The organism is Sutterella sp. KLE1602, from assembly GCF_001578585.1.
Classification (GTDB): Bacteria; Pseudomonadota; Gammaproteobacteria; order Burkholderiales; family Burkholderiaceae_F; genus Sutterella; species Sutterella wadsworthensis_A.
The window spans coordinates 41780-67077 of sequence record NZ_KQ968527.1 but is presented as its reverse complement, the minus strand read 5'-3'; the positions used below and the strand labels follow the sequence as shown (position 1 = coordinate 67077).

The window sequence follows — 25298 nt, the reverse complement described above, 5'->3', positions numbered from 1 at the left end:
TATTCATTGTACGAGAATTCTCCCGACGCCGACACGACTTTTTGCCGGGACTCCCGAAGGGCTTCCCCGCCCGGCCTACGCGTACGGAGGAAGCCCTCGGGCTCAGAGAAGCTTCTCCGCATCGAGCACAGGCGCCGCAGGCGCGGCCCTCGGATCGTCGAAGTCCGCGCGGCAGGCGGCCTCGAACTCCGCATAGCGGCAGACCTCGCACTCTTCGTCGCTGCCGCGAAAGTCCCACTCGGGCTGCACGGTGACGTGGTCGATCTGGAACTCCTCATGAAGCTGCCTGCGCAACACGTCGAGGATCTTGGGCCAGCACTCGGGGCTTTCGATGTGCACGTGGCACTGGATGGCGCCGTGACCGGGGCTCATCGTCCAGACGTGCAGGTCGTGCACGCGGTTGACGCCTGGGATAGCCTCGATCGTGCGACCGACGCTGAAATAGTTGACACCTTCAGGCACGCTGTCAAGAAGAACGCGCGTCGAGTCGCGGAGGATCTCCCAGGTTGCATGCAGAAGCAGGCAGCAGACGACGAGCGAGAGAATCGGGTCGGCAATCGTCGGACCGCCGAAGTAGATGACGGCGCCCGCGACAATGGCCGCCACGGAGCCGAGCAGGTCGCCCATCACGTGCAGAAGCGCCGCGCGCGTGTTCATATTCTTGCGGTCTCGGGAGAGGGACCAGGCAACGAGAATGTTGATCACCAGGCCCACAGCCGCGATCGCCATGACGGAAAGGCCGGAGACGGGTTCGGGCGTCATGATGCGCGAGACGGCCTCGAAGAAGATCCATCCCACGACGCAGAGCATCACGAGACCGTTAATGAAGGCGGCGAGCACCTCGACGCGGCCGTGACCAAAGGAGTGGTCGTCGTCCGCCCCCTTCTGGGCGATCTTGTTGGCAACTAACGCGAAAAGCAGGCTCGCCGAGTCGGTCACCATGTGCCCGGCGTCGCCGATCAGGGCAAGAGAATTGCCCCAGAGGCCGCCCACAAGCTCAATAATGGAGAAGGTGAACGTGAGCGCAACCGCGAAGCCCAGCACGCTCGTCTTCGTCTTTTCGGCCGCATGAAGCCAGTGGCTGTCTCCTCGGCCGTGACTCGAGAACTCGGAGTTGGGCTCGGGCTTTTGAAAAACGTCGTCGAAATGCTTCTGTTCGGACATGATGAATGGTGCCGTTGTTGACCTCTGCTGCGCGCAGACAAGCGCAAGGCCCGGACATCCTCAGGGCTGTCCGGGCCTTTGTTCTGATTTGAGACGGATTATAAAGCCTCCGCCTCCGTCAGGCATGCCCTCGGGCGGCGACAGGACTTACTTGCCGGTGAGCATCGCCACCGAGCCGCTGCCTGCGAGAAGCCCCGCGCTGGCGTAGATGCCGAGCTTGGCGCGCGTGTCCGTGATGTCGAGGTTGCGCATCGTGAGCTGACCGATGCGGTCGACGGCGGTGAACATCGAGTCGCCCTTCTCCATCGTGAGGCGGGACGGTTCGTACGTCAGGTTCGGGCTCTTGGTGGAGACGATCGTATAGTCATTGCCGCGGCGCAGCTCGATCGTCACTTCGCCGGTGACGGCACGGGCGACCCAGCGCATGGCGCTTTCGCGGATCATCAGCGCCTGACTGTCGAACCAGCGGCCCTGATAGAGGTAGCGGCCGAGCTTGATGCCGTTGATGCGGTATTCGGCGATCGTATCCTCATTGTGAATGCCGGTGACGAGGCGTTCGTAGGCAAGGAAGAGAAGCGCCATGCCCGGAGCTTCATAGATGCCGCGGGACTTGGCCTCGATGATGCGGTTCTCGATCTGGTCGGACATGCCGAGACCGTGACGGCCGCCGATGCGGTTGGCCTCTTCCATGAGAGCGACGGGATTCGAGAACTTCTGCCCATTGATGGCGACGGGAACGCCCTCCTTGAATTCAACCGTGACCGTTTCAGGCTTGACTTCAACGTCGTCACGCCAGAAGGCGACGCCCATGATCGGCTCAACGATCTTCATGTTGGAGTCGAGGCTTTCCAGGTCCTTGGCCTCATGCGTGGCGCCGAGCATGTTCGAGTCGGTCGAGTAGGCCTTCTCGGCGCTCATGCGGTAGTTGAAGCCCTCCTTCTGAAGGAAGGCGGACATTTCGGCGCGGCCGCCGAGCTCGGTGATGAACTGCACGTCGAGCCAGGGCTTGTAGATCTTGAGGTTCGGATTGGCAAGAAGACCGTAGCGGTAGAAGCGCTCGATGTCGTTGCCCTTGTACGTGGATCCGTCACCCCAGATGTTGACGCCGTCCTCACGCATGGCGGCGACGAGCATCGTGCCCGTCACGGCGCGACCGAGCGGGGTGGTGTTGAAGTAGAGCTGGCCGGCCGTCGAGATGTGGAAGGCGCCGGACTGAATGGCGGCGATGCCTTCATTCACGAGCTGTTCGCGGCAGTCGATCAGGCGGGCGTTTTCGGCGCCGTACTCCATGGCGCGACGCGGAATGGCTTCATAGTCGGTTTCGTCGGGCTGGCCGAGGTTGGCCGTGTAGGCGTAAGGCAGAGCGCCCTTGTTCTTCATCCAGCGAAGAGCAGCGCTCGTATCGAGGCCGCCGGAAAAGGCAATGCCGACTTTCTGGCCGACGGGAACGCTTTGAAGGATCGTTTCAGACATGTTTTGAGTTTCTTGTGAGTTCGTGTTGTTGTTTACCCAGCAACCTGGGGCCTGTGGCGATGATTATCCGCTCTCTCAGCCCCGCCTGCCGCCTCCGAACGCCACTATGTGAGACTTTTTGAAGAGTCCTCAAACAGCTTGAGGAGTTGTACCTAGACGGTCTGAGAACAACAGACAAATGGTCGACATATGACCGCATTTGTCCGCCTGCGCACCGCACCCATCGCAGGGAAACACACCAAATCCGTAAGAACCCTCAGGTACATGCTTGTTTGCTCTTAAACGACACCTTCCCTCCTTTCCCCTCCAGGAGAACAGTTCTCGAACAATCCGTTACAGGAAAATCAGGGAAGGGCTTTTCCATTTTTCCATAGGGGTTTTCCTATTTTTTAATCTTTGTAGTCCAAGATCAAACGCAATGCACTGTTGATTGCTTGACCTCAATCAATCCGTATAGACTGAATGAGTTACCTGAAGGTACCGCGGTTCCAGGACCATGAAAACGAACTGCAGGGTACGCCTGACGGCCAGTCCGCCGTTTTTCAAGCGGCGGACACTCAAACAACAGGAGCGCCATTCAACTGACGCGCTCCAAACTAGAGGAGCAAACAACCATGTCCATGAAGAAGACCCTGATCGGCCTCGGCCTCGTCGCCGCCTCCGGCGCCGCCCTCGCCCTTCCGAACATCGCCGTTCTCGCCACCGGCGGCACGATCGCCGGTGCCGGCGCCTCCGCCACGGGCACTGCCTATCAGGCCGGCAAGGTGAGCGTCAACCATCTCGTTGCCGCCGTTCCGGAACTTGCCAACATCGCCAACGTGACCCCGAAGCAGGTCGCCCAGATCGGCTCTCAGGACATGTCCGACGAAGTCTGGCTCAAGCTCGCCCAGACGATCAACGCCGACTGCAAGAAGTATGACGGCTTCGTCATCACGCACGGCACGGACACGATGGAAGAAACCGCCTACTTCCTGAACCTCACGCTCAAGTGCGACAAGCCCGTCGCCATGGTCGGCGCCATGCTGCCGTCCACGGGCCTCGGTGCTGACGGCCCGCGCAACCTCTACAACGCCGTTCTGACCGCCGCCACGCCTGAAACCGCCAAGCAGGGCGTCGTGGTCGCCATGGACAACATCGTCGTCGGCGCTCGTGAAGTCATCAAGACCAACACGGTTCAGCCCGAAACGTTCCAGGCCGCCAACTTCGGCAAGGTCGGCACGATCTTCAACAACAAGGTGACGTACTCCACGCTCCCGGTTCGTGCTCACACGACCGCCACGCCGTTCGACGTCACGGGTCTGAAGGAACTCCCGAAGGTCGGCATCGTCTACAACCACGCCGGCGTGGAAGGCCTCCAGGCTGAAGCGCTCGTCAAGGCCGGCTACAAGGGCATCGTGAACGCCGGCGTCGGCAACGGCAACATCCACAAGTCCATCTGGCCGGTTCTTGAACAGGCCACGAAGAACGGTGCCGTCGTTGTTCGCTCCTCCCGCGTTCCGACGGGCGCCACCACGAAGGACGCTGAAGTGGACGACAAGGCCCAGCACTGGGTCTCCTCCGGCGAACTGAATCCGCAGAAGGCCCGCGTCCTCCTGCAGCTCGCCCTGACGAAGACCTCCGACTGGAAGGAAGTCCAGAAGTACTTCGACCTCTACTAATCGAAGTCTCCGCCTGCGCTTCACATGATTGCTGAAGCGCATGACTCAAGTCTTGAAAAGCCCTGATCCGAAAGGTTCAGGGCTTTTTTCATCACAGCGGCGGCACGGCCGCAGCCAAGGCAGCTGTTGAACAAATACAGGGACTCTCCAGAAACGACAATGGCCCGTTCACATTGAACGAGCCACTTCGTTTTGACGTCAAGATGTGCCTGGTGCGGCCACCGGGACTCGAACCCAGATCCGTCCCTTAGGAGGGGACAGTTCTATCCAGTTGAACTATGGCCACCACCGTCCTGTCTTGCGTCAGGGTAGTGAATTCTAGCAGATCCTGACCGATTGCAGTGAAGTCCTTGCAAAAAACCAGTCCCGTGCATCACTTCTTCTGCATGTTCTTCGCTGCAAGCGCAAGGAGGAGCTCCTTGCGGCCAACGTCGTTGAAGCGGATGTAGACGCGGGCATCATTGCCCGAGCCCGTGATCGACTCAATCACGCCGCGACCGAACTTCTTGTGCTCTACCTTGTCGCCCGCCTCGTAGCCGAATGTAGAGCCTGCTGCGCGCGCGGCCGCCTTCTTCACGACGGGATCCTCACCCGAGCGGTAAGTGCCGCCTGCGCCCGAGAGTCCCCTGCGCCAGTCGTCCTTGTCCTGAGAAGCGGACGAGCGCGAGGAACCGTAGGAGGACGAGCCACCGCGGGACGACGAAGACGAACTCCAGCTGCGGGAGGAAGAGGACGAGCGGCCGTAGCTTCGCTCGCCACCGCGCGATCCGCCGAAGGACGGACGCTCCCATCCGTAACCACTTGCACGACTCTGCCCGCCGTACGAACTCCTGTAGCCCTGTGCTTCGGCCGTCAGGTCCTTGTTGTCGACCAGCTGCTCAGGAATCTCGTCAAGGAAGCTTGAGGGTTCGTTCCTGCGGTATTCGCCGTACTGCATGCGGCTCTTGCAATACGTGATGACCAGACGCTGCTTGGCGCGCGTGATGGCCACGTACATCAGGCGGCGTTCTTCGGAGACGCCTGGACCCCGCTCGTCCTTGAGGGCGGAGAAGTGCGGGAAGAGTCCTTCTTCGACACCGGCGATGAAGACCTGCGGGAACTCCAGACCCTTGGCGGCGTGCACCGTCATGAGCTGAACGGCGTCCACATCACCCTGCTCGTTCTTGTCACCCGCCTCGAGCGTCGCCTGAGTCAGAAAGCCCTGAAGCGGCGTCTGACCGCCTTCATCGGCGGGCCTGAAGGCAGGCATGCTGTCGGGCAGACCCTCGTTGGCGATGTAGCCCGCCGCAGCCGACATCATTTCACGCATGTTCGCAATGCGGTCCTCGCCGTCCTTCTCGGCGTTGTAGTGGGCCTCAAGACCCGAGCGCACGATGACGAGCTTGATGGCGTCCTGAAGGCTGAGGGAATCCGCTTCCTCGCGCATGTTCATGATGAGCTCGCGGAAGGCTGCGAGCTTCGGGGGCACCTTGTAGTCGGGCGCAAAGAGTGTGCCGAAGAGCGTGAGTCCGCGTGCGGCGGCTTCCTCCGCCAGCGTCTCGATCGTGCGCGCACCGATCCCGCGAAGCGGGAAGTTGACGACGCGCTGAAAGCTCGTGTCGTCGCCCGGGTTGTCCATCAGGCGCAGATAGGCGAGCACGTGCTTGACTTCGGCACGCTCGAAGAAGCGCTGTCCGCCGTAGATGCGGTAGGGAATCCCTCGGGCAACAAAGGCGCTTTCGAGCGCGCGCGACTGCGCGTTCGCACGATAGAGGATCGCATGGTCGCGCCAGGCGCGGCCTCGGGAGCGGTCCGCCTCGATTTCGCGGGCGATCCACTCTGCTTCAGCGCGGTCGTCGTCAAGCTCTGCCACGCAGATGCGGTCGCCGCGGCTGCCCGACGTCCAGAGATTCTTGCCGAGACGGTTCGAATTGTGTGCAATGAGCGCGTTGGCCGCGTCAAGAATCGTCCCCGTCGAGCGATAGTTCTCCTCAAGCCTGATGGGCTCCTCAACGCCGAAGTCGCGGAGGAAGTCGCTCATGTTTCCCACGTTCGCACCTCGGAAGGCGTAGATCGACTGGTCGTCGTCACCCACGGCGAAGACGGCGTTCATCGGTGCGCCGCCGGGGCCTCGTCCGAACCCCGCCAGCATCTGAAGCCAACGGTACTGCAGGACGTTCGTGTCCTGGAACTCGTCGACGAGAATGTGACGGAAGCGGTTCTGATAATGCGAGCGGACGATTTCATTGCGGTCGAGAAGCTCGTAGCAGCGCAGAAGAAGCTCGGCAAAGTCCACGACGCCTTCGCGCTGGCACTGCTGCTCATAGGCCTGATAGACCTTGACGGCGGTCTCGTCGCCGCCCTGCTGGCCTGCGGCGTGCGACGCACGCATGCCGTTTTCCTTGTACCAGTTGATGACGTTCGCCACCTGACGGGGATCGTAGCTCTCGGTATCGATGTTGAGCGCCTTCATGACGCGCTTGACCATGGAGAGCTGATCGCTCGAGTCAAGAATCTGGAAGGTCTTCGGGAGCCCCGCGTCTTGGGCGTGGGTGCGCAGAATGCGGTTGCACAGGCCGTGGAAGGTTCCGACCCACATGCGGCGCAGATCGTAGGGCAGGATAGCCTCCAGTCGGACGAGCATCTCCTTGGCGGCCTTGTTCGTGAAGGTCACAGCCAGAATGTCTCCCGTCTGGGCCTTGTGCTCGCTCAAGAGCCAGGCGATGCGCGTCGTCAGCACGCGCGTCTTGCCCGAACCCGCGCCCGCCAGAATGAGTACGCTCTTTTCGGGGGCCGTGACGGCCTGCAGCTGGCGGGGATTGAGGGACTGAAGAAGATCGGACGACATGCGGGAAAACCTCCGGCGAAGAATTCGGAAGCCGGCAGGAAGGGCCGGACGGGCTAAAAGGTAGCACATTTCGACGACAGGCTCACGCCCCCGCTCCGCTCCCCTCCCAAACGCCCGAAATCACGACCTGGATGCCGTCCGCTAGGCAGTCCCTGCAATGCCGAAGGCGCTCCGCAACAGGTATACTAGGCAATTATTCTTTTTTTGAACCCTCTTCTTTGGAAGGCGTTATGCGCGAGACTTACTCTGCTCAGGCAGTGGAATCCGAAGTCCAGGCCATGTGGAAGGCCAAGGACGTCTACCGTGCCGTCGAGAACGCGGTCGACAACAACGGACAGCCCAAACCCAAGTTCTACGTCTGCTCCATGCTCCCTTACCCGAGCGGCAAGCTTCACATGGGACACGTCCGTAACTACACGCTCAACGACGTGATGTACCGCTTCTACCGCATGAAAGGCTACAACGTGATGACCCCGATGGGATGGGACGCCTTCGGCCTGCCGGCTGAAAACGCCGCCATCGCCAAGAAGGTTGCTCCCGCCGCCTGGACGTACTCGAACATCGCGGACATGAAGAGCCAGATGGAGCCGCTCGGCCTCGCCTTCGACTGGTCGCGCGAAGTCGCCACTTGCAAGCCCGAATACTACCGCTGGAGCCAGTGGATGTTCCTCAAGATGCTCGAGAAGGGCATCGCCTACCGCAAGACCCAGATCGTCAACTGGGACCCCGTCGACAAGACCGTGCTTGCCAACGAGCAGGTGATTGAAGGCCGCGGCTGGCGCTCTGGTGCCGTCGTCGAAAAGCGCGAGATCCCCGGCTACTACCTCGGCATCACGCAGTATGCTCAGGAACTCCTTGACGACCTCGACCAGCTTCAGGGCTGGCCCGAGCAGGTCCGCCGCATGCAGGAGCACTGGATCGGTCGCTCCGAAGGCGTGAACCTCTCCTTCCCGTACGAACTCGAGGGCACCCCGAAGCTTCTGCGCGTCTACACGACCCGCCCCGACACGCTCATGGGCGTGAGCTTCGTTGCGATCGCCGCCGAGCATCCGCTCGCCGCCTACGTCTCCCGCAACCGCCCCGACCTTCAGGCCTTTATCGAGGAATGCTCGAAGGGCAGCGTGAGCGAAGCCGACATGGCCTCCATGGAAAAGAAGGGCGTGCCCACCGGCTTCTACGTCCGCCACCCGATCACGGGCGACAACGTCGAGGTCTGGATCGCCAACTACGTTCTCATGAGCTACGGTGAGGGCGCCGTGATGGGCGTGCCCGCCCACGACGAGCGCGACTTCGCCTTCGCCAAAAAGTTCGGTCTTCCGATCCGTCAGGTCATCGCCGTCGAGGGCGAGACCTACTCCACCGAAGCATGGCAGGACTGGTACGGCGACAAGACGCTTGACGGCCGTCTCGTCAACTCCGGCAAGTTCGACGGCCTCGGTATCCACGAAGCCTTCGACGCCATCGCCACCGACCTCAAGGCCCGCGGCCTCGGCGACAAACAGGTCCAATTCCGTCTGCGCGACTGGGGCATCTCCCGCCAGCGCTACTGGGGCACCCCGATCCCGATGATCAACTGCCCGTGCTGCGGCCCCGTGCCCGTCCCCGAGCAGGATCTCCCTGTCGTGCTGCCTGAAGACCTGATTCCCGACGGCTCCGGCAACCCGCTCACCAAGTGCGAATCCTTCCTCAACGTCAAGTGCCCGAAGTGCGGCGGCGACGCCCAGCGCGAAACCGACACGATGGACACATTCGTCGACAGCTCCTGGTACTTCCAGCGCTACTGCTCGCCCGACTGCTCCACGGCCATGGTCGACAAGCGCGCCGACTATTGGATGCCGATGGACCAGTACATCGGCGGCATCGAGCACGCCGTGCTCCATCTGCTCTACGCCCGCTTCTGGACGAAGGTGATGCGCGATCTCGGCCTCGTCAAGTACGACGAGCCGTTCAAGAACCTCTTCACCCAGGGCATGCTGATGGCCGACTGCTACTACCGCAACGGCGACGACGGCCGCAAGGTCTGGTTCTACCCGGACGAGGTTGAGGTCCAGTACGACGAGAAGGGCCGCCCCGTCGGTGCCGTCTGCAAGGCCGACGGTCAGCCCGTCACCCTCGGCGGCATCGAAAAGATGTCCAAGTCGAAGAACAACGTGGTCGAGCCGCGCGAAATCATCAAGAAATTCGGCGCCGACACGGCCCGCAGCTTCGTGATGTTCGCTGGTCCTCCCGATCAGTCCGCCGCCTGGTCCAACTCCGGCGCCGAAGGCACCTACCGCTTCCTGCGCCGCATCTGGAACTGGGCATTCGCGAAGAAGAACCTCATCGCAAGTGCAGGTGCCCTTGAAGGCCAGATGCTTCCGCACGACGCCAAGACCCTGCGCCGCGAAGTCCACACGACGCTTCGCCAGGCCGAGTACGACTTCAGCCGCATGCAGTACAACACGGTCGTCTCCGCCTGCATGAAGATGTTCAACACGATCGAAGGCTTCAAGGGCGAGACGCCCGCCGATCTGGCGGCTCTCTGCGAATGTGCCTCGATCCTGCTGCGCACGCTCTACCCGATCGCCCCGCACATCACGACGGCGCTCTGGCAGGAGCTCGGCTTCGTCGAACGCATCGGCGACCTGATCGACGCACCGTGGCCCGAAGTCAGCGAAGACGCAATCAAGGCCGACGAGCTCAAGCTCGTCGTCCAGGTCAACGGCAAGCTCCGCGGCGAGATCCTCGTACCCGCCGAGGCCGCTCAGGCCGAAATCGAGGCCGCCGCACTCGCCAATCCAGACGTGCAGCGCTTCACTGAAGGCATGACGGTCCGCAAGATCATCATCGTGAAGAACAAGCTCGTGAACGTCGTGGTCGCCAAGTAAGGCGCCACACCTTCAAGCTGACCATCCTAAGGGGGCCTGTGTCCGACCGGACGCAGGCCCTCGTTCTTTCGCACTCCCCCGTCTTCTTGACTCCTTCTCGACTCCTGCGGTCGGCCGTTATAATTGATGATTCCGAAGCCCTTCCAAGGGGCCTCCAACATCATCCTGCCATCCCGAGGATCATCTCCGTGACTTCCCGTCGTCATCTTCTCGGCGCCGCCCTCATCGGCGCACTCCCGCTCACAGGCTGCGGCTTCCGGCTGCGCGGCTCCTATTCGACGCCGTTCAGGACCCTGTACCTCCAGATGCCGGAAAACTCGTACCTTGCGGTGCGTCTCAGACAGGAGCTTCTGGCAGGATCCGACGTCACGATCGTGAACACGCCCTCCGAGGCCAAAGCGATCCTTGAACTCCTCTCCGACTCCCGTTCGCGCGACGTCCTCTCGATCAACGACACGGGCCGCGCGCGTGAATACGAGATCACGCTCTCGCTCTCCTTCCGAGTGTCGAACCCCAGCGGCATCGACTACATGGAAGCCGTGACGCTCACCGCCAGCCGAGACCTCACCTACTCCGAATCGGACTTCCTCTCGCGTGAAAAGGAGGAGGCATTCCTCTACCGCGACATGGAGGCCGACCTCGTCAACCAGCTCATGCGCCGCATCGAGGCGATCAAGCCCCCGAAGCAGGCGGGAGGCTGATCCGTGAAGGCCGACCAGCTCCAGGGCTACCTCGCGCGATCCGCGAAGGACGGACGTCTGGATCCCTTCTGGCTTCTGACGGGCTCGGACGCCTTCCTCGCCGTCGAAGCAGGCGACGCCATCCGTGCCGAAGCGCGCCGACAGGGCTACACAGACCGTCAGGTGCTCGACATGAACGCCTCGGCGGACTGGTCGCGCCTGACGATGGCCGCCGCCGACATCGGCATGTTCGACGACCGCAAGATCGTCGACGTGCGTCTCTCCACGGGGAATCCGGGCAAGAACGGCGCGCCCGCCATCGTGAAGTATCTTGACAACCCGATCGACGGCGTCGTCACGCTCATCACGATGCCCGCCCCCGACTGGACGGTCACGAAGGAGGCGTGGTGGGGGGCGCTTCAGCGCAAGGCCACCGTCGTAGACTGCTCGCCCGTGGAACGCGCACAACTCCCCTCCTGGCTCAAGGCAAGACTCGCCCGCCACGAGCTCGTCATGTCCCCCGAGACGCTCGACTACTTCGCCGATATGATGGAGGGCAACCTCTTTGCTGCCGCACAAGAGATCGAAAAGCTCTCTCTTCTCCATCCTAAGGGCGAGATCACCTCCGAACAGCTCCGTCAGGCCGTCTCGAGCAACGCCCGATTCGATTTCGACACGCTCTTTGAGAGCATGCGCCTCGGTCAGGCCGACCGCATCGTGCGCATCATCGACGGGCTTGAGGCGCAGGCCGAAGCCCTGCCCTTCCTGCTGGCCATGCTCACTGCCGAAATCCGTTCCCTCATCAAGCTACGCACGGGCTACGACAACGGCCAGTCCAGAGTGACCGGAGTCTTCGCAACGCCGTCCCTTCAGAAGGCCGCCCGCCGCCTCACCGTGAAGAAGCTCTGCGGCGCCCTCTCCGTCTGCGCCGACATCGACAGGCTCGTCAAGGGGCTTCCCGTTCCCAAGCGGGACTCCGATCCCTGGATCGAGCTCAAGAGCGTCGTCCTCTTTCTCGCCTCCTGAAGCCGGCTCCACGGGAGGAGGCCTTCGCGCATCCGCAGGTCCTGCAAAGATCAAAGAGATGCCGTCGTTCGGGCTAAAATGGAAAGACATGCCCGGAAAATGCATGCCGCCCCGTCCTTTGAGGGCGGCGTTCTCCGGCCCTTTTTCAGGAACCGCGCATCATGCCCGAAATCACCATCACTCCCAGCGATTACATCAGCCGCATCGGCCGTCAGGCCCGCGAAGCCTCGCGCTCCATGGCTCGCGCCTCCACGGCCGCCAAGAATGCGGTGCTTGAACGCATCGCCGAGCTTCTGCTCGAACAGGAGGCGGACATCCGCGCCGCCAATGAGGCCGACCTCGAGGCCGCCCGCGCCGAAGGTCTGGACGAGGTCTTTCTCGATCGTCTGACGATCAGCGCCGTAGGTCTTCGCGCCATGGCCGAAGGATGCCGCCAGATCGCCGCACTCGAGGATCCCGTGGGTACTGTCACCGATCTTGCCTTCCGGCCTAGCGGCATTCAGGTGGGCCGCATGCGCGTGCCCCTCGGCGTGCTCGCCATGATCTACGAGTCCCGTCCCAATGTGACGATCGACGCCGCCGCCCTTGCCGTCAAGTCGGGCAACGCCATCATCCTGCGCGGCGGCCATGAGGCGCTTCGCAGCAACACGGTCCTCTGGGAGCTTGTCGGCCGGGCCCTTGCCGAAAAAGGCCTCCCCGCACGCGCCGTCCAACTCATCGAATCCTCCGACCGCGCCCTGGTGGGCGAGCTCATCCGTGCCCGCGACTACGTCGACGTGCTTATTCCGCGCGGCGGCAAGAGCCTCGTCGCCCGTCTCACGGCCGAAGCGACCGTTCCGATGATCAAGCATCTTGAGGGCATCTGCCACACCTACGTCGACGCCGAAGCCGACCTCGACATAGCCGTTCGCGTGACTGAAAACGCCAAGACCCAGCGCTACTCGCCCTGTAACGCCACTGAAACGCTGCTCGTGCACCGCGCCGTCGCCTTCGACTTTCTGCCTCCCATGGCCCGCGTCTTCCACGACCACGATGTCGAGATGCGCTGTGACGAGCTCTCCCGCCGCATCGTCGAACAGAGCGGCATGAGCGCCGTCGACGCCACCCCGCAGGACTGGGATACCGAGTACAATGCCCCGATCATTTCGATCCGCATTGTCGAAAGTCTCGACGAGGCGATTGACTTCATCAACCTCCATTCCTCGCACCACACCGACGCCATCATCACGAAGAACTTCGACAACGCCCGCCGCTTCCTGCGCGAGGTGGACTCGAGCTCCGTGATGGTCAACGCCTCGACTCGCTTTGCCGACGGCTTCGAATACGGCCTCGGCGCTGAAATCGGCATCTCTACCGACAAGCTTCACGTGCGCGGTCCGGTCGGTCTTGAAGGCCTCACCTCGCTCAAGTACGTCGTGCTCGGCCACGGCGAAGGCCGCCGCTGACCGCCCCTTTCTGAACACACACCGACTGACAATCCATGGCCAACCTTTCCTTTTACGCCGTCTGCCCCTTCGGGCTTGAAGAACTGCTTGCTGGCGAAATCTCCGCCTGCGGCGCCGAACGCATCCGCGCTGCGCGTGGCGGCGTCTCCTTTTCCGGCTCCGCCGCCACGGCGATGGCCGTATGCCTCAACTCCCGCCTCGCCAGCCGCGTGCTCATGAAGGTCGCCGAGGCCTCCTACTGGGACACCCGCGACATTTATGAAATGGCTGCAGACACCCCTTGGGAGAAGTGGTTCGGTCCCGACCTGACGATCAAGGTCTCGGCCAACGGCCAGCGCTGCCCGCTCGAATCGATCGACTTCGCCGTGCTCCGCATCAAGGACGGCATCTGCGACCGCTTCCGCGACCTCGCGGGACGTCGTCCCGACGTCGAGCGATACAACCCCGACGTGCGCATCGCCGCCTTCCTCACCTACGACACCTGCACCTTCTATCTGGATCTTGCGGGCGAAGCGCTCTTCAAGCGCGGCTGGCGTCTCACCCACGGCGAGGCTCCCCTGAAGGAAAACCTTGCGGCAGGTCTTCTGATGCTCTCGGGCTGGGATCCCTCCCAAACACTCATCGATCCGTTCTGCGGCTCGGGCACGATCGGAATCGAAGCTGCGCAGATGGCTGCAGGCATGGCGCCTGGCCTCAACCGCCGCTTCGCCTTCGAAAAGCTCGAGGGCTTTGACGTCGACCTCTGGGCCGAAATGAAGGAAGATGCGCGCGCCGCCGTCAATCGGCACGTCAGGATCCGCATTGCAGGCAGCGACATCTCGTCCCTCGTCGTCGAGAAGGCCGAGGAAAACGCCCGCCGCGCGGGCCTCGGCGACATGCTCGACGACGGACGCCTTACCTTCCGTCAGGGCGACGCCCGCGAAGCCTGTCCCGAAGAAGGCATGGCGCCCGGACTTCTCATCGCAAACCCGCCCTACGGTGAACAGTCCAACCCGAAGTCCGCCTCCATCCAGTCGATGATGAAGCACGTCGCCGACAATCTGAAGGCCAACTTCGCAGGCTGGACCGCCTGGATGCTCACCTCCGACCGCACGCTCCCGCAGCAGATGCGCCTCAAGGAGTCGCGCAAGACAGTTCTCTTCAACGGACCGCTTGAATGCCGCTTCTTCCGCTTTGACATGGTTGCGGGCAGCAACCGCAGAAAGCCGCGCGAAGAGGCGGACGAATAAGTCCCTCCGTTCTCCTCGCAACAGAGCCCCCGTGCACAGCATGGGGGCTCTGTTTTTCGAGCGCGAAAAAAAATCCCCGCAACCGAAATCGCGGGGATTTTTCATGTCTGTCAGCCGGAGCCTTCAGATTAGTTCTTGCGAACCAGCAGTTCCTTAATACGAGCGGCCTTGCCGGAGCGGTCACGCAGGTAGTAGAGCTTGGAACGGCAGACATCGCCGTAGCGCTTCACTTCGATGGAAGCGATCGTCGGGGCGTAGAGCTGGAACGTACGTTCAACGCCTTCGCCGGAAGAGATCTTGCGGACGATGAAGGAAGAGTTGAGACCGCGGTTGCGGCGGGCGATCACGACGCCTTCGAAGGCCTGAACGCGCTTGCGGGAACCTTCAACGACGTTGACGTTCACGACAACCGTGTCACCGGCGCGGAAAGAGGGGATCGTCTTGCCAGCGGTGACGCGGGCCATTTCTTCCTGTTCGAGAATCTGAATCAGATTCATTTTTTTCTCCAAAACCATCGTCATGCGGCTGTTTTTGAGGGAGCTGAGCCCACCGCCGAGAGGATGGCAAAATTAATCCAAAATCTTACTTCCAGCCGTTGGCGCGCAACCACTTGCGGTCCGCATCGCTCAACTTGCCAGAAGAATTCGCGATTTTAATCAAGTCCGGGCGAGTTTGCAAGGTGAATCGCAAACTTTCTTCGCGCGTCCACCTGCTGATGTTTGCGTGGTGCCCGGAAAGGAGCACGGAGGGCACCTCCATGCCGCGCCAGACTTCGGGACGCGTATAGTGGGGCGCGTCAAGAAGCCCAGTCGCAAAGCTCTCGTCCGACGTGGAGAGATCCTTGATAGCGCCGGGGAGCTGTCGCACTACGGCGTCCATCAGGGCGCATGCAGGGATCTCGCCGCCCGAGAGAACGAAGTCCCCAAGGCTCACCACCTCGTCGACATAGGTCGACAGGAAGCGCTCGTCAATGCCCTCATAGCGTCCGCACACGAGCACGACACTCTCATCCTCGGCCACCATGCGACGAACGCGCTCATCGGTGAGCTTCGTGCCGTTGGGTGCAAAGGAGATGACGCGGCCGCGGTTGCCGGATGCACGGATCATGTCGACCGTCTTCGCGAGCGGATCGGCCATCATCACCATGCCGGGACCGCCGCCGAAGGGGCGGTCGTCGACCGTGCGGTGCACGTCCTCGGTCATGGCGCGGGGATTCCAGGTGTGGCAGGACCACAGGCCTCGCTTCATCGCACGGGCGGTGATGCCGCACTTCGTGATCGAGTCGAATATTTCCGGAAAGAGCGTAACGACGTCAAAGCGCATGATCCGCCTCCTCAGCGCCAGTCGGACTGCCAGTCGACGGTGATCGTGCGGACGTCGGTATCAATGGCGATCAGATAGACGTCCTTCACGAGCGGAAGCATGAACACGGCCTTCTTGCCGTCAGCATTGTCGTAGGCGATGACGAGCAGATCCTGCGCGCCGTTGGAGCCGATGCTCTCGACCGTGCCGAGGGCCGTGCCCTCCTTGTTGACGACCTTGCAGCCGACCAGATCGACGGCCCACACGGCGTCCTTGCCCGCATCAGGAAAGTCCGCGCGGGAGACCGACACGCGGCCTCGGGCGGCGTCGGCCGCCTCCTTCGTTTCACAGCCCGCCCACTTGGCGATGAAGCCGTCTCCGTGACGACGGAAGGCCTCGATGCTGAGCGTCGTGCGCACCCCCTTGAGGTCCGTGAGGACCCAGGTCCTGGCCTTCTGAAGCACTTCGCCGGATTCCAGCGGCACAATGCGCACCCAGCCGCGGAAGCCGTAGGCGCCGGCGGTGCGTCCGAGCTCGACGAGATCGTCCATAACAACAGTCTCCGAAAATCAATCGTTTTTTGCGAACAAAACAAAACCCCGCAGACTCTCAGGCGTAGATACCGGGCTCCAGGTGCTGCGAACGGATCACGATGTGCTGGACACGAGAGGCACGACCGCTTGCGAGCGAGCCCGCACTTGAGGTTTTGCGGGGTTTCCGCGCCGTTTAAAGTCCGGCGCAATGACTAGTGCTTTCCGTCAGGAAATTAGGCGGCAGCCTTGGCTTCCTTCACGAGACGGGCAACCGTTTCGGAGAGCTGGGCGCCCTGGCTCTGCCAGTAGGCCAGACGTTCCTGGTTGACGTTGAGACGGACGGCCTGACCGGCAGCCATCGGGTTGTAGTAGCCGATGCGTTCGATGAAGCGGCCGTCGCGGCGGCAGCGGCTGTCGCAGACGTTGATGCTGTAGAACGGACGCTTCTTGGAGCCACCGCGGGCGAGACGAACGATAACCATGAGTTTACCTCTTTAACTTATTGGTTCAATTGAAAGCCGAAGCCCCCGTCACGAGGAGCGTTCGGAAGAATTCTTCATGCAGCGCGCGGTCAATCCGCCCGTTGCGAAAGGTCTGAATTTTATCTCACGGGAATACAGGACGCAAGTCCGTCAACGCGATTTTTTCAGCCTTTTCTAAAAAGAAGCAGCCCGCGCAAGGCGGGCGGGCATGCAAGCGGGGAAACTCCCTCTTCTTACTTGGTGCCGAGTCTGGCGCGCAAAGCCTCAAGCGCCTCGACGCCGTCGGCGACGAGACCGTAATCGGCCACCTCGAAGATCGGAGCCTCGGCGTCCTTGTTGATCGCCACGACCGTCTTGGCATCCTTGATGCCAGCGGTATGCTGAATGGCACCGGAGATGCCCACGGCAATATAGAGCTCTGGGGCGATCATCTTGCCCGTCTGGCCCACCTGCCAGTCATTGGGGCAGAGCCCCATGTCGACGGCGGTGCGGGTGGCGCCGACGGCCGCGCCGATGGAGTCGGCGAAGGCCTCAAGGGTCTTGAAGCCGGCCTCGTCGAGAAGACCGCGCCCGCCGCCGACGACGATGCGGGCGGAGACGAGTTCGGGACGGTCGGACTTGGCTTCGGAGAAGCGCACGAAGCGGGAGGCGTCATAGCCTTCCGGAGCGATGACCTCCTCGACGACAGCGGATCCCTCCTGAGCGGCGGCCTCGAAGGCCGTCGTGCGGATCGTGGCCACGACGACGGGATCGGTCACCTCGACGGTCGCGAGAAGCGAACCCGCATAGATGCCGCGCACGAAGGTTTTGGGGCCCTTGACGTCGAGAACGTCGGAAACGGGGGAGACGTCGAGCTTCGCGGCCACGCGGGGCATGGCGGACTTGCCGACGGCGGAGGCGACGAAGAGCACGTGCGAATAGCCTTCGGCTTCGTCAAGCACGAGGCGTGCGAGCACTTCGGGCGACTCCTGGGCGAGCTGGGGATGGTCGGCGTAGTAGACGGTGCGCACGCCCGAGAGCTTCGCGGCCTGCTCGGCAACGGACTGGCCGTTGCTGCCCGCCACGAGGACGTCGACGACGTCCGTCATCCTGAGCGCAGCCGTGAGCGCCTGAGCCGTTGCGGACTTGAGCGTCACGTTGTCATGTTCGGCAATCAAAAGAGCTGTCATTTTGCTTTACTCCTCTTTTCTCAGATGACGTGCGCTTCGTTCTTGAGGCGGTCGACGAGCTCGTCGACGCCGGAGACCATGACGCCTGCCTTGCGGGCGGGCGGCTCCTCGACGCCGAGGATGCGGATGCGCGGAGCCGTGTCAATGCCGAGGCCGGCAAGCTCAATGTCCTCGACAGGCTTCTTGCGGGCCTTGCCCATGGCGGGCAGCGTCACGTAGCGCGGCTCGGCAAGACGCAGGTCCGCCGTCACGACGGCAGGCGTTGCAAGCGAGACGGTCTGCGTCCCGCCGTCGGTCTCGCGGGTAACGACCCAGCGGCCGCCCTCAAGGACGATCTCGTTGGCAAAGGTTGCCAGCGGCATGTCGCAAAGGGCGGAGAGCATCTGCCCCGTCTGGTTGGCGTCGTCATCGATCGCCTGCTTGCCCAGAAGCACCAGATCGGGCTTTTCACGCTCGACGACGGCGCGAAGCACCTTCGCGACAGCGAGGGGCTCGAGGGACTCGTCGGTGCGGACGTGAACGGCGCGGTCCGCGCCGATCGCCATGGCGACGCGCAGGGTGTCGACGGCCTTGAGGGGACCGACGGTCACGGCAACGACTTCGTCGGCGACGCCAGCCTCGCGAAGCGTGACGGCCTTTTCGATTGCGATTTCATCAAAGGGGTTCATCGCCATTTTGGCGAGCTTGACATCCACACCGGAATGATCGGGAAGCGGGCGCACCTTGATCTTGGCGTCCACCACGCGCTTGACAGCGACCAGGATCTTCATCAAAAAACTCCAGTCCTATTGAGAGGGCGCGCCTTCAACCTGAAGCGCGCGCCGTCCATGAAAAATCAACTTGCGGGAAATTATAACGGGACTCAACGCCCGTTTCGCTTAAGGAAAAAGCCGTTTTGCCCACGGAAACACAGGTTCCGCAATGCCCTCAGCCCGCGCTCAGCGGAGCGAGCCGAAGGCGTCCGAACCGCCCGCAGGCGCCTTGAAACGGGAGGCGACGGCAAAGGCAGCCGAGACGCCCATGCCTGCAAAAGTCCACACCTCGTCCCCCGTGACGTTGCCCACCAGGCCGCCGATGCCGCCGAAGACGGCGCCCGCCGTCCAGAGCTGTGCGTTGAGGCGCCTCACCCGCCCGATGAGCGCAATGAGAAGCGGCAGGGCTACTCCCGGCACGAAGAAAGAGTAGGCTGTGAGCAGCAGCCAGATGATGTCCTTCGAGACATAGACGGCCGCAGCGGCGGCAAATCCGAAGACGCCCACGAAGAAGCGCACGGCGTTCGTACGGTCTCCCGCCAGAAGGCTTCGCTCGACAATGCCGGAGGCCGAAAGAAGCACCGTGTCGGCCGACCCGCAGAGCGCGCTGATGAGGCCGAGCGCGAGCGCTCCCTTGAGCCAGGCGGGCATCTCCGAAGCACTCGAGAGCCAGCCCGCCACGGGCTGGGGATCCTGCAGATTGAGAAGCGCGAGCCCCGTCACGACGACGCCGAACCACACGAGGCAGGGCGAGGCGATCCAGGCGGCGAAACGAGCGGACTGTCCGTCTCTGGCCGTGAAGGTGCGTGAGAACATGTCGGGACCTACGACATAGGTGATGCCCACGAGAAGCATCATCCTGCCCAGATCCCACGGCCCGAACCTGTCGCCCAAGGGGACGGGATCAAGCGCCATTACGGCGTCGGGACGATCGCCGAGCAGCCAGAAGGCGGCGGCCGTGAATCCGCCCAGAAGCAGAACGGCCTGAAAGGCGTCGGTGCGGATCACTGCACTCTGTCCGCCCGTGATGGTATGCACGATCACAACGCCCGCGATCATCACATAGAGCACCTCGGCGGCGAGCGGGCTCGAGAGCGTCAGCAGGAGCGTGTGAAGCGCGACGAACTGCGCGGCCGTGACGGCGATCCAGGAGACCGCAATGATGACGCCCGCCCAGCGCTCAGCATTCCTGCCCGCCACGACGCCGACCACCTCGGGAAGCGTAACGGCGGGAAGCGCACGAATCTTCGGAGCGATCCATCCGTGAAGAAGAAGGCCGACCGCACCTACGCCGAGCCACCAGAAGGCGCCCGAACCAATCTTCTGCGCGAGGCTTCCCATGCCGAGCGTTGCGGACCCGCCAATGATGGTGCTCACGAGAGAGAGCGCGCAGAGAAGCGCGCCTGCTCGGCCGCCGCTCGTAAGAAAGGCGCGCCCCGAGCTCGAATGTCGCTCCCCGCAGAAGCCGAACCACATCAGAACGATCAGATAAATGAGCACAAGGCCTGTAAGCATGTTCACGACGATTTCTTCCTTTCCATTGTTTCAGGCAGACCGACTCAGACAAGCGAGAGCGTGCCCGCCGCCACGACGACGTAGCGCAGAAGCTTTCCCACGGCCACCCAGACTGCACAGCTTGCAGCAGGCATCCTGAGCCAGCCCGCCGCAAGCGGCAGGGCGTCTCCCACGACGGGCAGCCACGACAGAAGCAGCGCGGGCGCTCCCCATCGCCTGAGCCACACAAGCGCCCTGTCCGTCTTCTCCCTTTCGGGAATCAGTCGACCGATGAGCCACGTGGTCATCGCGCCGAGCGTATTGCCTGCCGTTGCAAGGAGCACGAGACGACAGAGGCGGGGCGTGTCGTCAGGCGTTTGCGACAGCGCCCCTGCCAGGAGCGCCTCGGATCCGCCAGGCATCAGCGTCGAGGAAATGAAGGCACTCGCGAAAACCGCAGCCTCGGCCCCTGCGCCCGACAGCCATTCAAAAAGAAAGTCCTGCATCGGACGCGGCTCCTTCGTGGGAATTCAAAAAACGAAACGCCGCCCCCAACAGGAGAGCGACGTTCCGATTGTAGCCTGAAGCAGGGACCCCTGCTCATGTACAGGGTCAGAGACGGATGCGCTTCGTCGTTTCAGGATCGAACCAGTACACGTGTTCCGCCGAGAACTCGAGTCCCGCCCTGATGCCCACTTCCGGGATGTACATGTGGTTGTCGACGCGGAAGACCACGTTCTGCCCCAGCAGGACGCCGTGGATCAGATGATCGGCGCCGAGGGCCTCGACCGTCTCCACCTCGAAGGCGGCGAGTCCGCCCTCGGGACGGAGCGTCACGTGTTCGGGCCGCACGCCGAGCACCACCGCCCTGCCGGCAAGTGCCGTGCAGGGTTCGGGCAGCGACAGGACACCCGAATCGTGCTCGAAGTGACTGCCGTCTGCGGAGACGCGGCCGTGAACAAGGTTCATCGGAGGAGAGCCGATAAAGTTCGCGACGAACATCGTCTCGGGATCGTCATAGACCTCCTGAGGCGTGCCAACCTGCTCGGCGCGGCCTGCGTTCATCACGATCATGCGGTGGGCGAGCGTCATGGCCTCGACCTGATCGTGAGTGACGTAAAGACTCGTCGTCTTGAGACGACGGTGCAGCTTCTGGATCTGCAGGCGCGTCTGCACGCGCAGCTTTGCGTCGAGGTTCGAGAGCGGTTCGTCGAAGAGAAAGACGGAGGGCTCGCGCACGATCGCGCGGCCCATGGCGACGCGCTGGCGCTGGCCGCCGGAGAGCTGGCGAGGACGGCGCGCAAGCAGGCCTCCGAGTTCGAGCATCTTCGCGGCCTCGTTGACGCGACGCTCGATCTCGTCCTTTGGAACCCCGCGGATCTTGAGGCCGTAAGCCATGTTGTCGAAGACCGTCATGTGCGGGTAGAGCGCATAGTTCTGGAACACCATGGCGCAGTCGCGGTCCTTGGGTTCGAGATTGTTGACGACGCGCTCGCCGATGATGAGTTCGCCCGAGGTGATCTGCTCGAGGCCCGCCACCATGCGCAGCAGGGTCGACTTGCCGCAGCCCGACGGGCCCACGATCACGATGAACTCGCCGTCCCTGATGTCGAGCGAGATGCCGTGCACGACTGCCACGTCGCCGTAGCTCTTTCGGATGTCTTTGAATTGAATGTTAGCCATGTTGTCTGTCTCTTACTTTTCCGTGTCGACGAGGCCCTTGACGAACCAGCGCTGCATGACGGTCACCACGATGGCGGGCGGGATCATTGCAAGCATGGCCGTCGCCATGATGAGGTTCCATTCGTTGGCGGAGTCGCCGCCGCCGATCATGCGCTTGATGCCGATCACGATCGGGTACATGTCCTCGGACGTGGTCACAAGCAGCGGCCACAGGTACTGGTTCCAGCCGTAGATGAACTGAATCACGAACATTGCCGCGATGTTGGTGAGGGAAAGCGGCATCAGAATCGTGAAGAAGAAGCGCATCGGCCCGGCGCCGTCCATGCGGGCGGCTTCGGTGAGCTCGTCGGGAACGGTGAGGAAGAACTGCCTGAAGAGGAAGGTCGCCGTCGCTGACGCGATCACGGGAAGAATCAGGCCGCCCCAACTGTCAAGAAGGTGCAGATCCGCCATCACTTCATAGGTGGGCGAGATGCGGACCTCGACGGGCAGCATCAGCGTGATGAAGATGAGCCAGAAGCAGAGCTTGCGGCCGGGGAACCTGAAGTAAACGATCGCGAAGGCCGAGACGAGCGAGATCAGGATCTTGCCGATCGAGATGCCCATGGCCATCATGAGCGAGACGAAGAGCATGCGGCCCACGGGGGCGCGCGAAGCGGTGCCACCGCCCTCAGTGAGGATCTGCATGTAGTTTTCGATGAAGTGGGCGCCGGGAAGAAGGCTCATGGGCGCCTGTTCCACTTCGACGGCGGTCTGTGTCGACGCGACGAACGCCACGTAGACGGGGAAGACCACCACGATCACGCCCAGAATCAGAATCAGGTGCGTGAAGAAATTGAGCCAGGGACGATTTTCAACCATCTGTCGTCTCCCGTCAGTAGTTGACGCGCCGCTCGATGAAGCGGAACTGGATCACCGTGAGGATGATCACCATCACCATCAGGATGACGGACTGTGCGGCGGAGCCGCCGAAGTCCATGTTGCGGAAGCCGTCGACGAACACCTTGTAGACGAGAATGTTCGTATCCTGCCCCGGACCGCCCATGGTCGTCGCATCGACGATGGCGAACGTGTCGAAGAACGCGTAGACGATGTTCATCACGAGCAGGAAGAAGGTCGTGGGCGACAGCAGCGGGAAGACCACCGTCCAGAAGCGGCGGAAGGGACCCGCGCCGTCCATGGCCGCCGCCTCGAGCAGCGACTTCGGAATGGCCTGCAGACCTGCGAGGAAGAAGATGAAGTTGTAGCTCACCTGCTTCCAGACCGCCGCGATGACGAGAAGCGTCAGGGCCTGGTCCGCGTCGACCAGATAGTTCCAGTCGATGCCGAACATGCGCATCACGTAGGAGAGAACGCCGAGCGTCGGATTGAAGATGAACATCCAGAGGACGCCCGCCACGGCGGGGGCGACGGCGTACGGCACGATGAGGAAGGTCTTGTAGGCCGAGGCGCCGCGCAGCACGCGGTCCGCACAGACGGCAAGCAGAAGGCTGATCGCAAGGCCGAGGAAGGCCACGAGCGCCGAGAAGACCATCGTGATCTTGAAGCTCGAGACATAGTTCGGGTCGGACAGAAGCGTTTCAAAGTTCTGAAGACCCACGAATTCCGTGCTGAGCCCGAAGGGATCCTGCATCAGCACCGACTGGTAGATGGCCTGGCCGGCGGGCAGGAAGAAGAAGATGAGCGTAATGGCGAGCTGCGGCGCCACCAGCAGGTAGGGCAGCCAGCGGTTTTGGAATACGACTCGTTTTTCCACGTTGTTGACTCTGAGGATATTAAAAACCTAACCGCAAGCATCCCGCAAGACGGCAGGGCCGTGTGCCCTGACGTCTTCGGGATGCGGTATCGCAGCAGGACGGACGCCTTCAGGGGTTCGAGGGCGTCCGCGAGCTGTCGTCGGAAAGGGCTCGTGCTTACTTCGTCACGCGTTCAAAGCGGACGAGCTGCTCGTTGCCGCGGCGGACGACGGCATCAAGGGCCTCCTTGGCGGTCGCCTTGCCGGACCAGATCTTTTCGAATTCCTCGTCAACGATCGTGCGGATGTTGGGCAGGTAGCCGAGACGAATGCCGCGGCTCTTGTCGGTCGTCTTGAGCATCTGCTTGACGGCGACGTCTGCGCCCGGATTCTTTTCGTAGTAGCCGCTGGCCTTGGCGATTTCAAAAGCCTTCTGCGTCACCGGGAGATAGCCCGTGCGCATGTGGTTGTTCGCCTGAACCTGCGGGTCGGAGAGGTAGTGGAAGAACTCGGCGACGCAGCGGTTCTGCTCGTCGGACTTGCCTGCCATGGCCCAGAGCGAGGCGCCGCCGATAGCGGTGTTCTGCGGAGCATCAGGCACGCCCTCGTAGTAGGGCATCGGCATCGTCATGTACTCGAACTTCGCGTTGCGGCGGATGTTGCCGAGCGAGCCCGAGGAGCCCATGTTGATCGCGCATTCGCCCGAGTAGAAGGTGGCGTCGGCAAGATTGCCGCGGCCCTTGTAGACGAAGGTGCCTTCCTTGGCCATGCGGGCCAGATTTTCAAGATGGCGCTGATGGAGAGGAGAGTTGACCATGAGGCGCGCGCCCGTGCCGCCGAAGCCGTTGTTGAGCGTGGCGTACTCGACGTTGTGCCAGGTGGAGAAGCTCTCGAGCTGGGTCCAGCCCATCCAGGAAGTGGTCATCGGGCAGGTTTCGCCTGCGGCCTTGAGGGCCTTGGCGGCCTTTTCGATCTCAGGCCAGGTGCGCGGGAGCTTGTCCGGCTCGGTCGGCAGGCCTGCGTTCTTGAACTTGGTGAGATTGAGGTAGAGGACGGTGGTGGAGGAGTTGAACGGATAGCTGAGCATCCTGCCGTCGGCCGTGGAATAGTAGCCGTAGACGGCGGGGATGTAGTCCTTGGGATTGAATTCGTAGCCTGCCTTGTCGAGAAGCTCGCCGACAGGAACAATGGCACCCTTGCTGAACATCATGGTTGCCGTGCCGACTTCAAACACCTGAAGAATGTTAGGGGAGCGTCCTGCGCGGTGGGCTGCGATGCCCGACGTCATCGTCTGGTCGTAGCTGCCCTTGTACGTGGACGTGAGATGACACTGCGGGGTCTTGGCGTTGAAGTCCTTGGTCACGTCGGCAACCCAGTCGCCGAGCGTATTGGCCATCGCATGCCACATCGTGATTTCAGTGGGAGCGGCGGAGGCCGCGCCCGCGGCCATAAGGGAAGCCGCCATCACGCCGGCAGCGACAAACTTTTTGCTCATGCTGTTCTCCTTTGAGCAGAGGGGGCCTTTGCCAGGCGCCGTCAGCAGCATCCGTCACCGGTCTCCGAGGACACTTCCATGAAGGAGGAAAGGCAAACTCCTTGGACGAAAAGCCTTCGTCCGATTTTGGATCATAGGGGATGCCCCCTCCCCTGTCCATACGCCGATCGGTGGATGCGCCTACCACCAGATGCTGAAGCCGCCTCCAAAGTGCGCTCTGGCAGGCCTTCGCGGCATCATGATGGGATTTTCCCTACGAAAGGCGTTTTCTGCATCCAACTGCC

At 62.3% G+C, this 25298-nt stretch carries 21 protein-coding genes and 1 tRNA gene; 6 read left to right on the top strand and 16 right to left on the bottom strand.

The genetic code is table 11. The features are described from left to right. Nucleotides 1-102: 102 nt before the first annotated feature. Nucleotides 103-1164 carry a cation diffusion facilitator family transporter gene (locus HMPREF3036_RS05320; RefSeq protein WP_062332215.1) on the bottom strand — a complete coding sequence of 354 codons (1062 nt, stop codon included), beginning with the start codon at nucleotides 1162-1164 and terminating at the stop codon, nucleotides 103-105. A 147-nt stretch (nucleotides 1165-1311) separates the two neighbouring features. Next, complete coding sequence (gene argG, locus HMPREF3036_RS05315; protein WP_062332212.1) at nucleotides 1312-2637, bottom strand: argininosuccinate synthase; 1326 nt, start codon at nucleotides 2635-2637, stop codon at nucleotides 1312-1314. A gap of 614 nt (nucleotides 2638-3251) precedes the next feature. Here argG and ansB point away from each other — a divergent pair. Continuing rightward, entirely contained in the window at nucleotides 3252-4295 is a 1044-nt protein-coding gene (ansB, locus tag HMPREF3036_RS05310; protein WP_062332209.1) for an L-asparaginase 2, read from the top strand. A gap of 210 nt (nucleotides 4296-4505) precedes the next feature. On the opposite strand, the gene HMPREF3036_RS05305 is transcribed toward ansB, so the two are convergent. Further along, nucleotides 4506-4581, bottom strand: a tRNA-Arg gene (locus HMPREF3036_RS05305). Nucleotides 4582-4668: 87 nt separating this feature from the next. After that, nucleotides 4669-7122: an ATP-dependent helicase gene (locus HMPREF3036_RS05300; RefSeq protein ID WP_062332206.1), complete on the bottom strand. Its 2454-nt coding sequence runs from the start codon at nucleotides 7120-7122 to the stop codon at nucleotides 4669-4671. 230 nt (nucleotides 7123-7352) lie between these two features. Between HMPREF3036_RS05300 and leuS the strand changes: the two genes are divergently transcribed. From leuS to HMPREF3036_RS05275, 5 genes are all read left to right on the top strand, one after another. Continuing rightward, nucleotides 7353-9989, top strand: a complete 2637-nt coding sequence (gene leuS, locus HMPREF3036_RS05295; RefSeq protein ID WP_062332203.1) for a leucine--tRNA ligase — start codon at nucleotides 7353-7355, stop codon at nucleotides 9987-9989. Nucleotides 9990-10177: 188 nt separating this feature from the next. Continuing rightward, a complete protein-coding gene (lptE, locus tag HMPREF3036_RS05290; protein ID WP_062332201.1) occupies nucleotides 10178-10690 on the top strand; it encodes an LPS-assembly lipoprotein LptE in 513 nt (170 codons plus the stop codon). 3 nt (nucleotides 10691-10693) lie between these two features. Beyond that, on the top strand, nucleotides 10694-11695 hold the full coding sequence (gene holA, locus HMPREF3036_RS05285; protein ID WP_062332198.1) for a DNA polymerase III subunit delta: 1002 nt from the start codon (nucleotides 10694-10696) through the stop codon (nucleotides 11693-11695). A 176-nt stretch (nucleotides 11696-11871) separates the two neighbouring features. Continuing rightward, entirely contained in the window at nucleotides 11872-13140 is a 1269-nt protein-coding gene (locus tag HMPREF3036_RS05280) for a glutamate-5-semialdehyde dehydrogenase (RefSeq protein ID WP_369818385.1), read from the top strand. Nucleotides 13141-13175: 35 nt separating this feature from the next. Next, nucleotides 13176-14369, top strand: a complete 1194-nt coding sequence (locus tag HMPREF3036_RS05275; protein ID WP_005435729.1) for a THUMP domain-containing class I SAM-dependent RNA methyltransferase — start codon at nucleotides 13176-13178, stop codon at nucleotides 14367-14369. 128 nt (nucleotides 14370-14497) lie between these two features. Here the strand turns inward: HMPREF3036_RS05275 and rplS are convergent, their stop codons facing one another. From rplS to ugpB, 12 genes are all read right to left on the bottom strand, one after another. Further along, on the bottom strand, nucleotides 14498-14866 hold the full coding sequence (gene rplS, locus HMPREF3036_RS05270; protein WP_005435727.1) for a 50S ribosomal protein L19: 369 nt from the start codon (nucleotides 14864-14866) through the stop codon (nucleotides 14498-14500). 85 nt (nucleotides 14867-14951) lie between these two features. After that, a complete protein-coding gene (gene trmD / locus HMPREF3036_RS05265) occupies nucleotides 14952-15692 on the bottom strand; it encodes a tRNA (guanosine(37)-N1)-methyltransferase TrmD (protein WP_062332195.1) in 741 nt (246 codons plus the stop codon). 11 nt (nucleotides 15693-15703) lie between these two features. After that, nucleotides 15704-16222 (bottom strand): ribosome maturation factor RimM, encoded by a 519-nt coding sequence (rimM, locus tag HMPREF3036_RS05260; protein WP_062332192.1) that lies wholly within the window; start codon nucleotides 16220-16222, stop codon nucleotides 15704-15706. Nucleotides 16223-16437: 215 nt separating this feature from the next. Next, the gene (rpsP, locus tag HMPREF3036_RS05255) at nucleotides 16438-16686 is read right to left on the bottom strand and encodes a 30S ribosomal protein S16 (RefSeq protein WP_005435705.1); all 249 of its coding nucleotides are present in this window, start codon (nucleotides 16684-16686) and stop codon (nucleotides 16438-16440) included. A gap of 233 nt (nucleotides 16687-16919) precedes the next feature. Further along, nucleotides 16920-17855 carry an electron transfer flavoprotein subunit alpha/FixB family protein gene (locus tag HMPREF3036_RS05250; protein WP_062332189.1) on the bottom strand — a complete coding sequence of 312 codons (936 nt, stop codon included), beginning with the start codon at nucleotides 17853-17855 and terminating at the stop codon, nucleotides 16920-16922. 20 nt (nucleotides 17856-17875) lie between these two features. After that, nucleotides 17876-18625 (bottom strand): electron transfer flavoprotein subunit beta/FixA family protein, encoded by a 750-nt coding sequence (locus HMPREF3036_RS05245; RefSeq protein WP_005435701.1) that lies wholly within the window; start codon nucleotides 18623-18625, stop codon nucleotides 17876-17878. A gap of 168 nt (nucleotides 18626-18793) precedes the next feature. Then, nucleotides 18794-20122 carry a sodium:solute symporter family protein gene (locus tag HMPREF3036_RS05240; protein WP_231289372.1) on the bottom strand — a complete coding sequence of 443 codons (1329 nt, stop codon included), beginning with the start codon at nucleotides 20120-20122 and terminating at the stop codon, nucleotides 18794-18796. Nucleotides 20123-20166: 44 nt separating this feature from the next. After that, nucleotides 20167-20607 carry a YqaA family protein gene (locus HMPREF3036_RS05235; RefSeq protein ID WP_005435697.1) on the bottom strand — a complete coding sequence of 147 codons (441 nt, stop codon included), beginning with the start codon at nucleotides 20605-20607 and terminating at the stop codon, nucleotides 20167-20169. Between the two features lie 106 nt (nucleotides 20608-20713). Beyond that, nucleotides 20714-21784 (bottom strand): sn-glycerol-3-phosphate import ATP-binding protein UgpC, encoded by a 1071-nt coding sequence (locus HMPREF3036_RS05230; RefSeq protein ID WP_005435694.1) that lies wholly within the window; start codon nucleotides 21782-21784, stop codon nucleotides 20714-20716. A gap of 12 nt (nucleotides 21785-21796) precedes the next feature. Beyond that, entirely contained in the window at nucleotides 21797-22645 is an 849-nt protein-coding gene (ugpE, locus tag HMPREF3036_RS05225) for a sn-glycerol-3-phosphate ABC transporter permease UgpE (RefSeq protein ID WP_005435693.1), read from the bottom strand. A 13-nt stretch (nucleotides 22646-22658) separates the two neighbouring features. Further along, nucleotides 22659-23540 carry a sn-glycerol-3-phosphate ABC transporter permease UgpA gene (ugpA, locus tag HMPREF3036_RS05220; protein WP_005435691.1) on the bottom strand — a complete coding sequence of 294 codons (882 nt, stop codon included), beginning with the start codon at nucleotides 23538-23540 and terminating at the stop codon, nucleotides 22659-22661. 157 nt (nucleotides 23541-23697) lie between these two features. Beyond that, nucleotides 23698-25014, bottom strand: a complete 1317-nt coding sequence (ugpB, locus tag HMPREF3036_RS05215) for a sn-glycerol-3-phosphate ABC transporter substrate-binding protein UgpB (protein WP_062332186.1) — start codon at nucleotides 25012-25014, stop codon at nucleotides 23698-23700. Nucleotides 25015-25298 lie beyond the last annotated feature (284 nt).

Coding starts and splice junctions, on each gene's coding strand:
- HMPREF3036_RS05230 (WP_005435694.1), bottom strand. CDS start 21,784: ATGGCTAACATTCAATTCAAAGACATCCGAAAGAGCTACGGCGACGTG.
- argG (WP_062332212.1), bottom strand. CDS start 2,637: ATGTCTGAAACGATCCTTCAAAGCGTTCCCGTCGGCCAGAAAGTCGGC.
- ugpB (WP_062332186.1), bottom strand. CDS start 25,014: ATGAGCAAAAAGTTTGTCGCTGCCGGCGTGATGGCGGCTTCCCTTATG.
- rpsP (WP_005435705.1), bottom strand. CDS start 16,686: ATGGTTATCGTTCGTCTCGCCCGCGGTGGCTCCAAGAAGCGTCCGTTC.
- HMPREF3036_RS05245 (WP_005435701.1), bottom strand. CDS start 18,625: ATGAAGATCCTGGTCGCTGTCAAGCGCGTGGTGGACGCCAAGATCAAG.
- HMPREF3036_RS05275 (WP_005435729.1), top strand. CDS start 13,176: ATGGCCAACCTTTCCTTTTACGCCGTCTGCCCCTTCGGGCTTGAAGAA.
- ugpE (WP_005435693.1), bottom strand. CDS start 22,645: ATGGTTGAAAATCGTCCCTGGCTCAATTTCTTCACGCACCTGATTCTG.
- HMPREF3036_RS05240 (WP_231289372.1), bottom strand. CDS start 20,122: ATGCTTACAGGCCTTGTGCTCATTTATCTGATCGTTCTGATGTGGTTC.
- HMPREF3036_RS05235 (WP_005435697.1), bottom strand. CDS start 20,607: ATGCAGGACTTTCTTTTTGAATGGCTGTCGGGCGCAGGGGCCGAGGCT.
- HMPREF3036_RS05300 (WP_062332206.1), bottom strand. CDS start 7,122: ATGTCGTCCGATCTTCTTCAGTCCCTCAATCCCCGCCAGCTGCAGGCC.
- rimM (WP_062332192.1), bottom strand. CDS start 16,222: ATGGACGATCTCGTCGAGCTCGGACGCACCGCCGGCGCCTACGGCTTC.
- HMPREF3036_RS05320 (WP_062332215.1), bottom strand. CDS start 1,164: ATGTCCGAACAGAAGCATTTCGACGACGTTTTTCAAAAGCCCGAGCCC.
- ansB (WP_062332209.1), top strand. CDS start 3,252: ATGTCCATGAAGAAGACCCTGATCGGCCTCGGCCTCGTCGCCGCCTCC.
- leuS (WP_062332203.1), top strand. CDS start 7,353: ATGCGCGAGACTTACTCTGCTCAGGCAGTGGAATCCGAAGTCCAGGCC.
- trmD (WP_062332195.1), bottom strand. CDS start 15,692: ATGCGCTTTGACGTCGTTACGCTCTTTCCGGAAATATTCGACTCGATC.
- rplS (WP_005435727.1), bottom strand. CDS start 14,866: ATGAATCTGATTCAGATTCTCGAACAGGAAGAAATGGCCCGCGTCACC.
- HMPREF3036_RS05250 (WP_062332189.1), bottom strand. CDS start 17,855: ATGACAGCTCTTTTGATTGCCGAACATGACAACGTGACGCTCAAGTCC.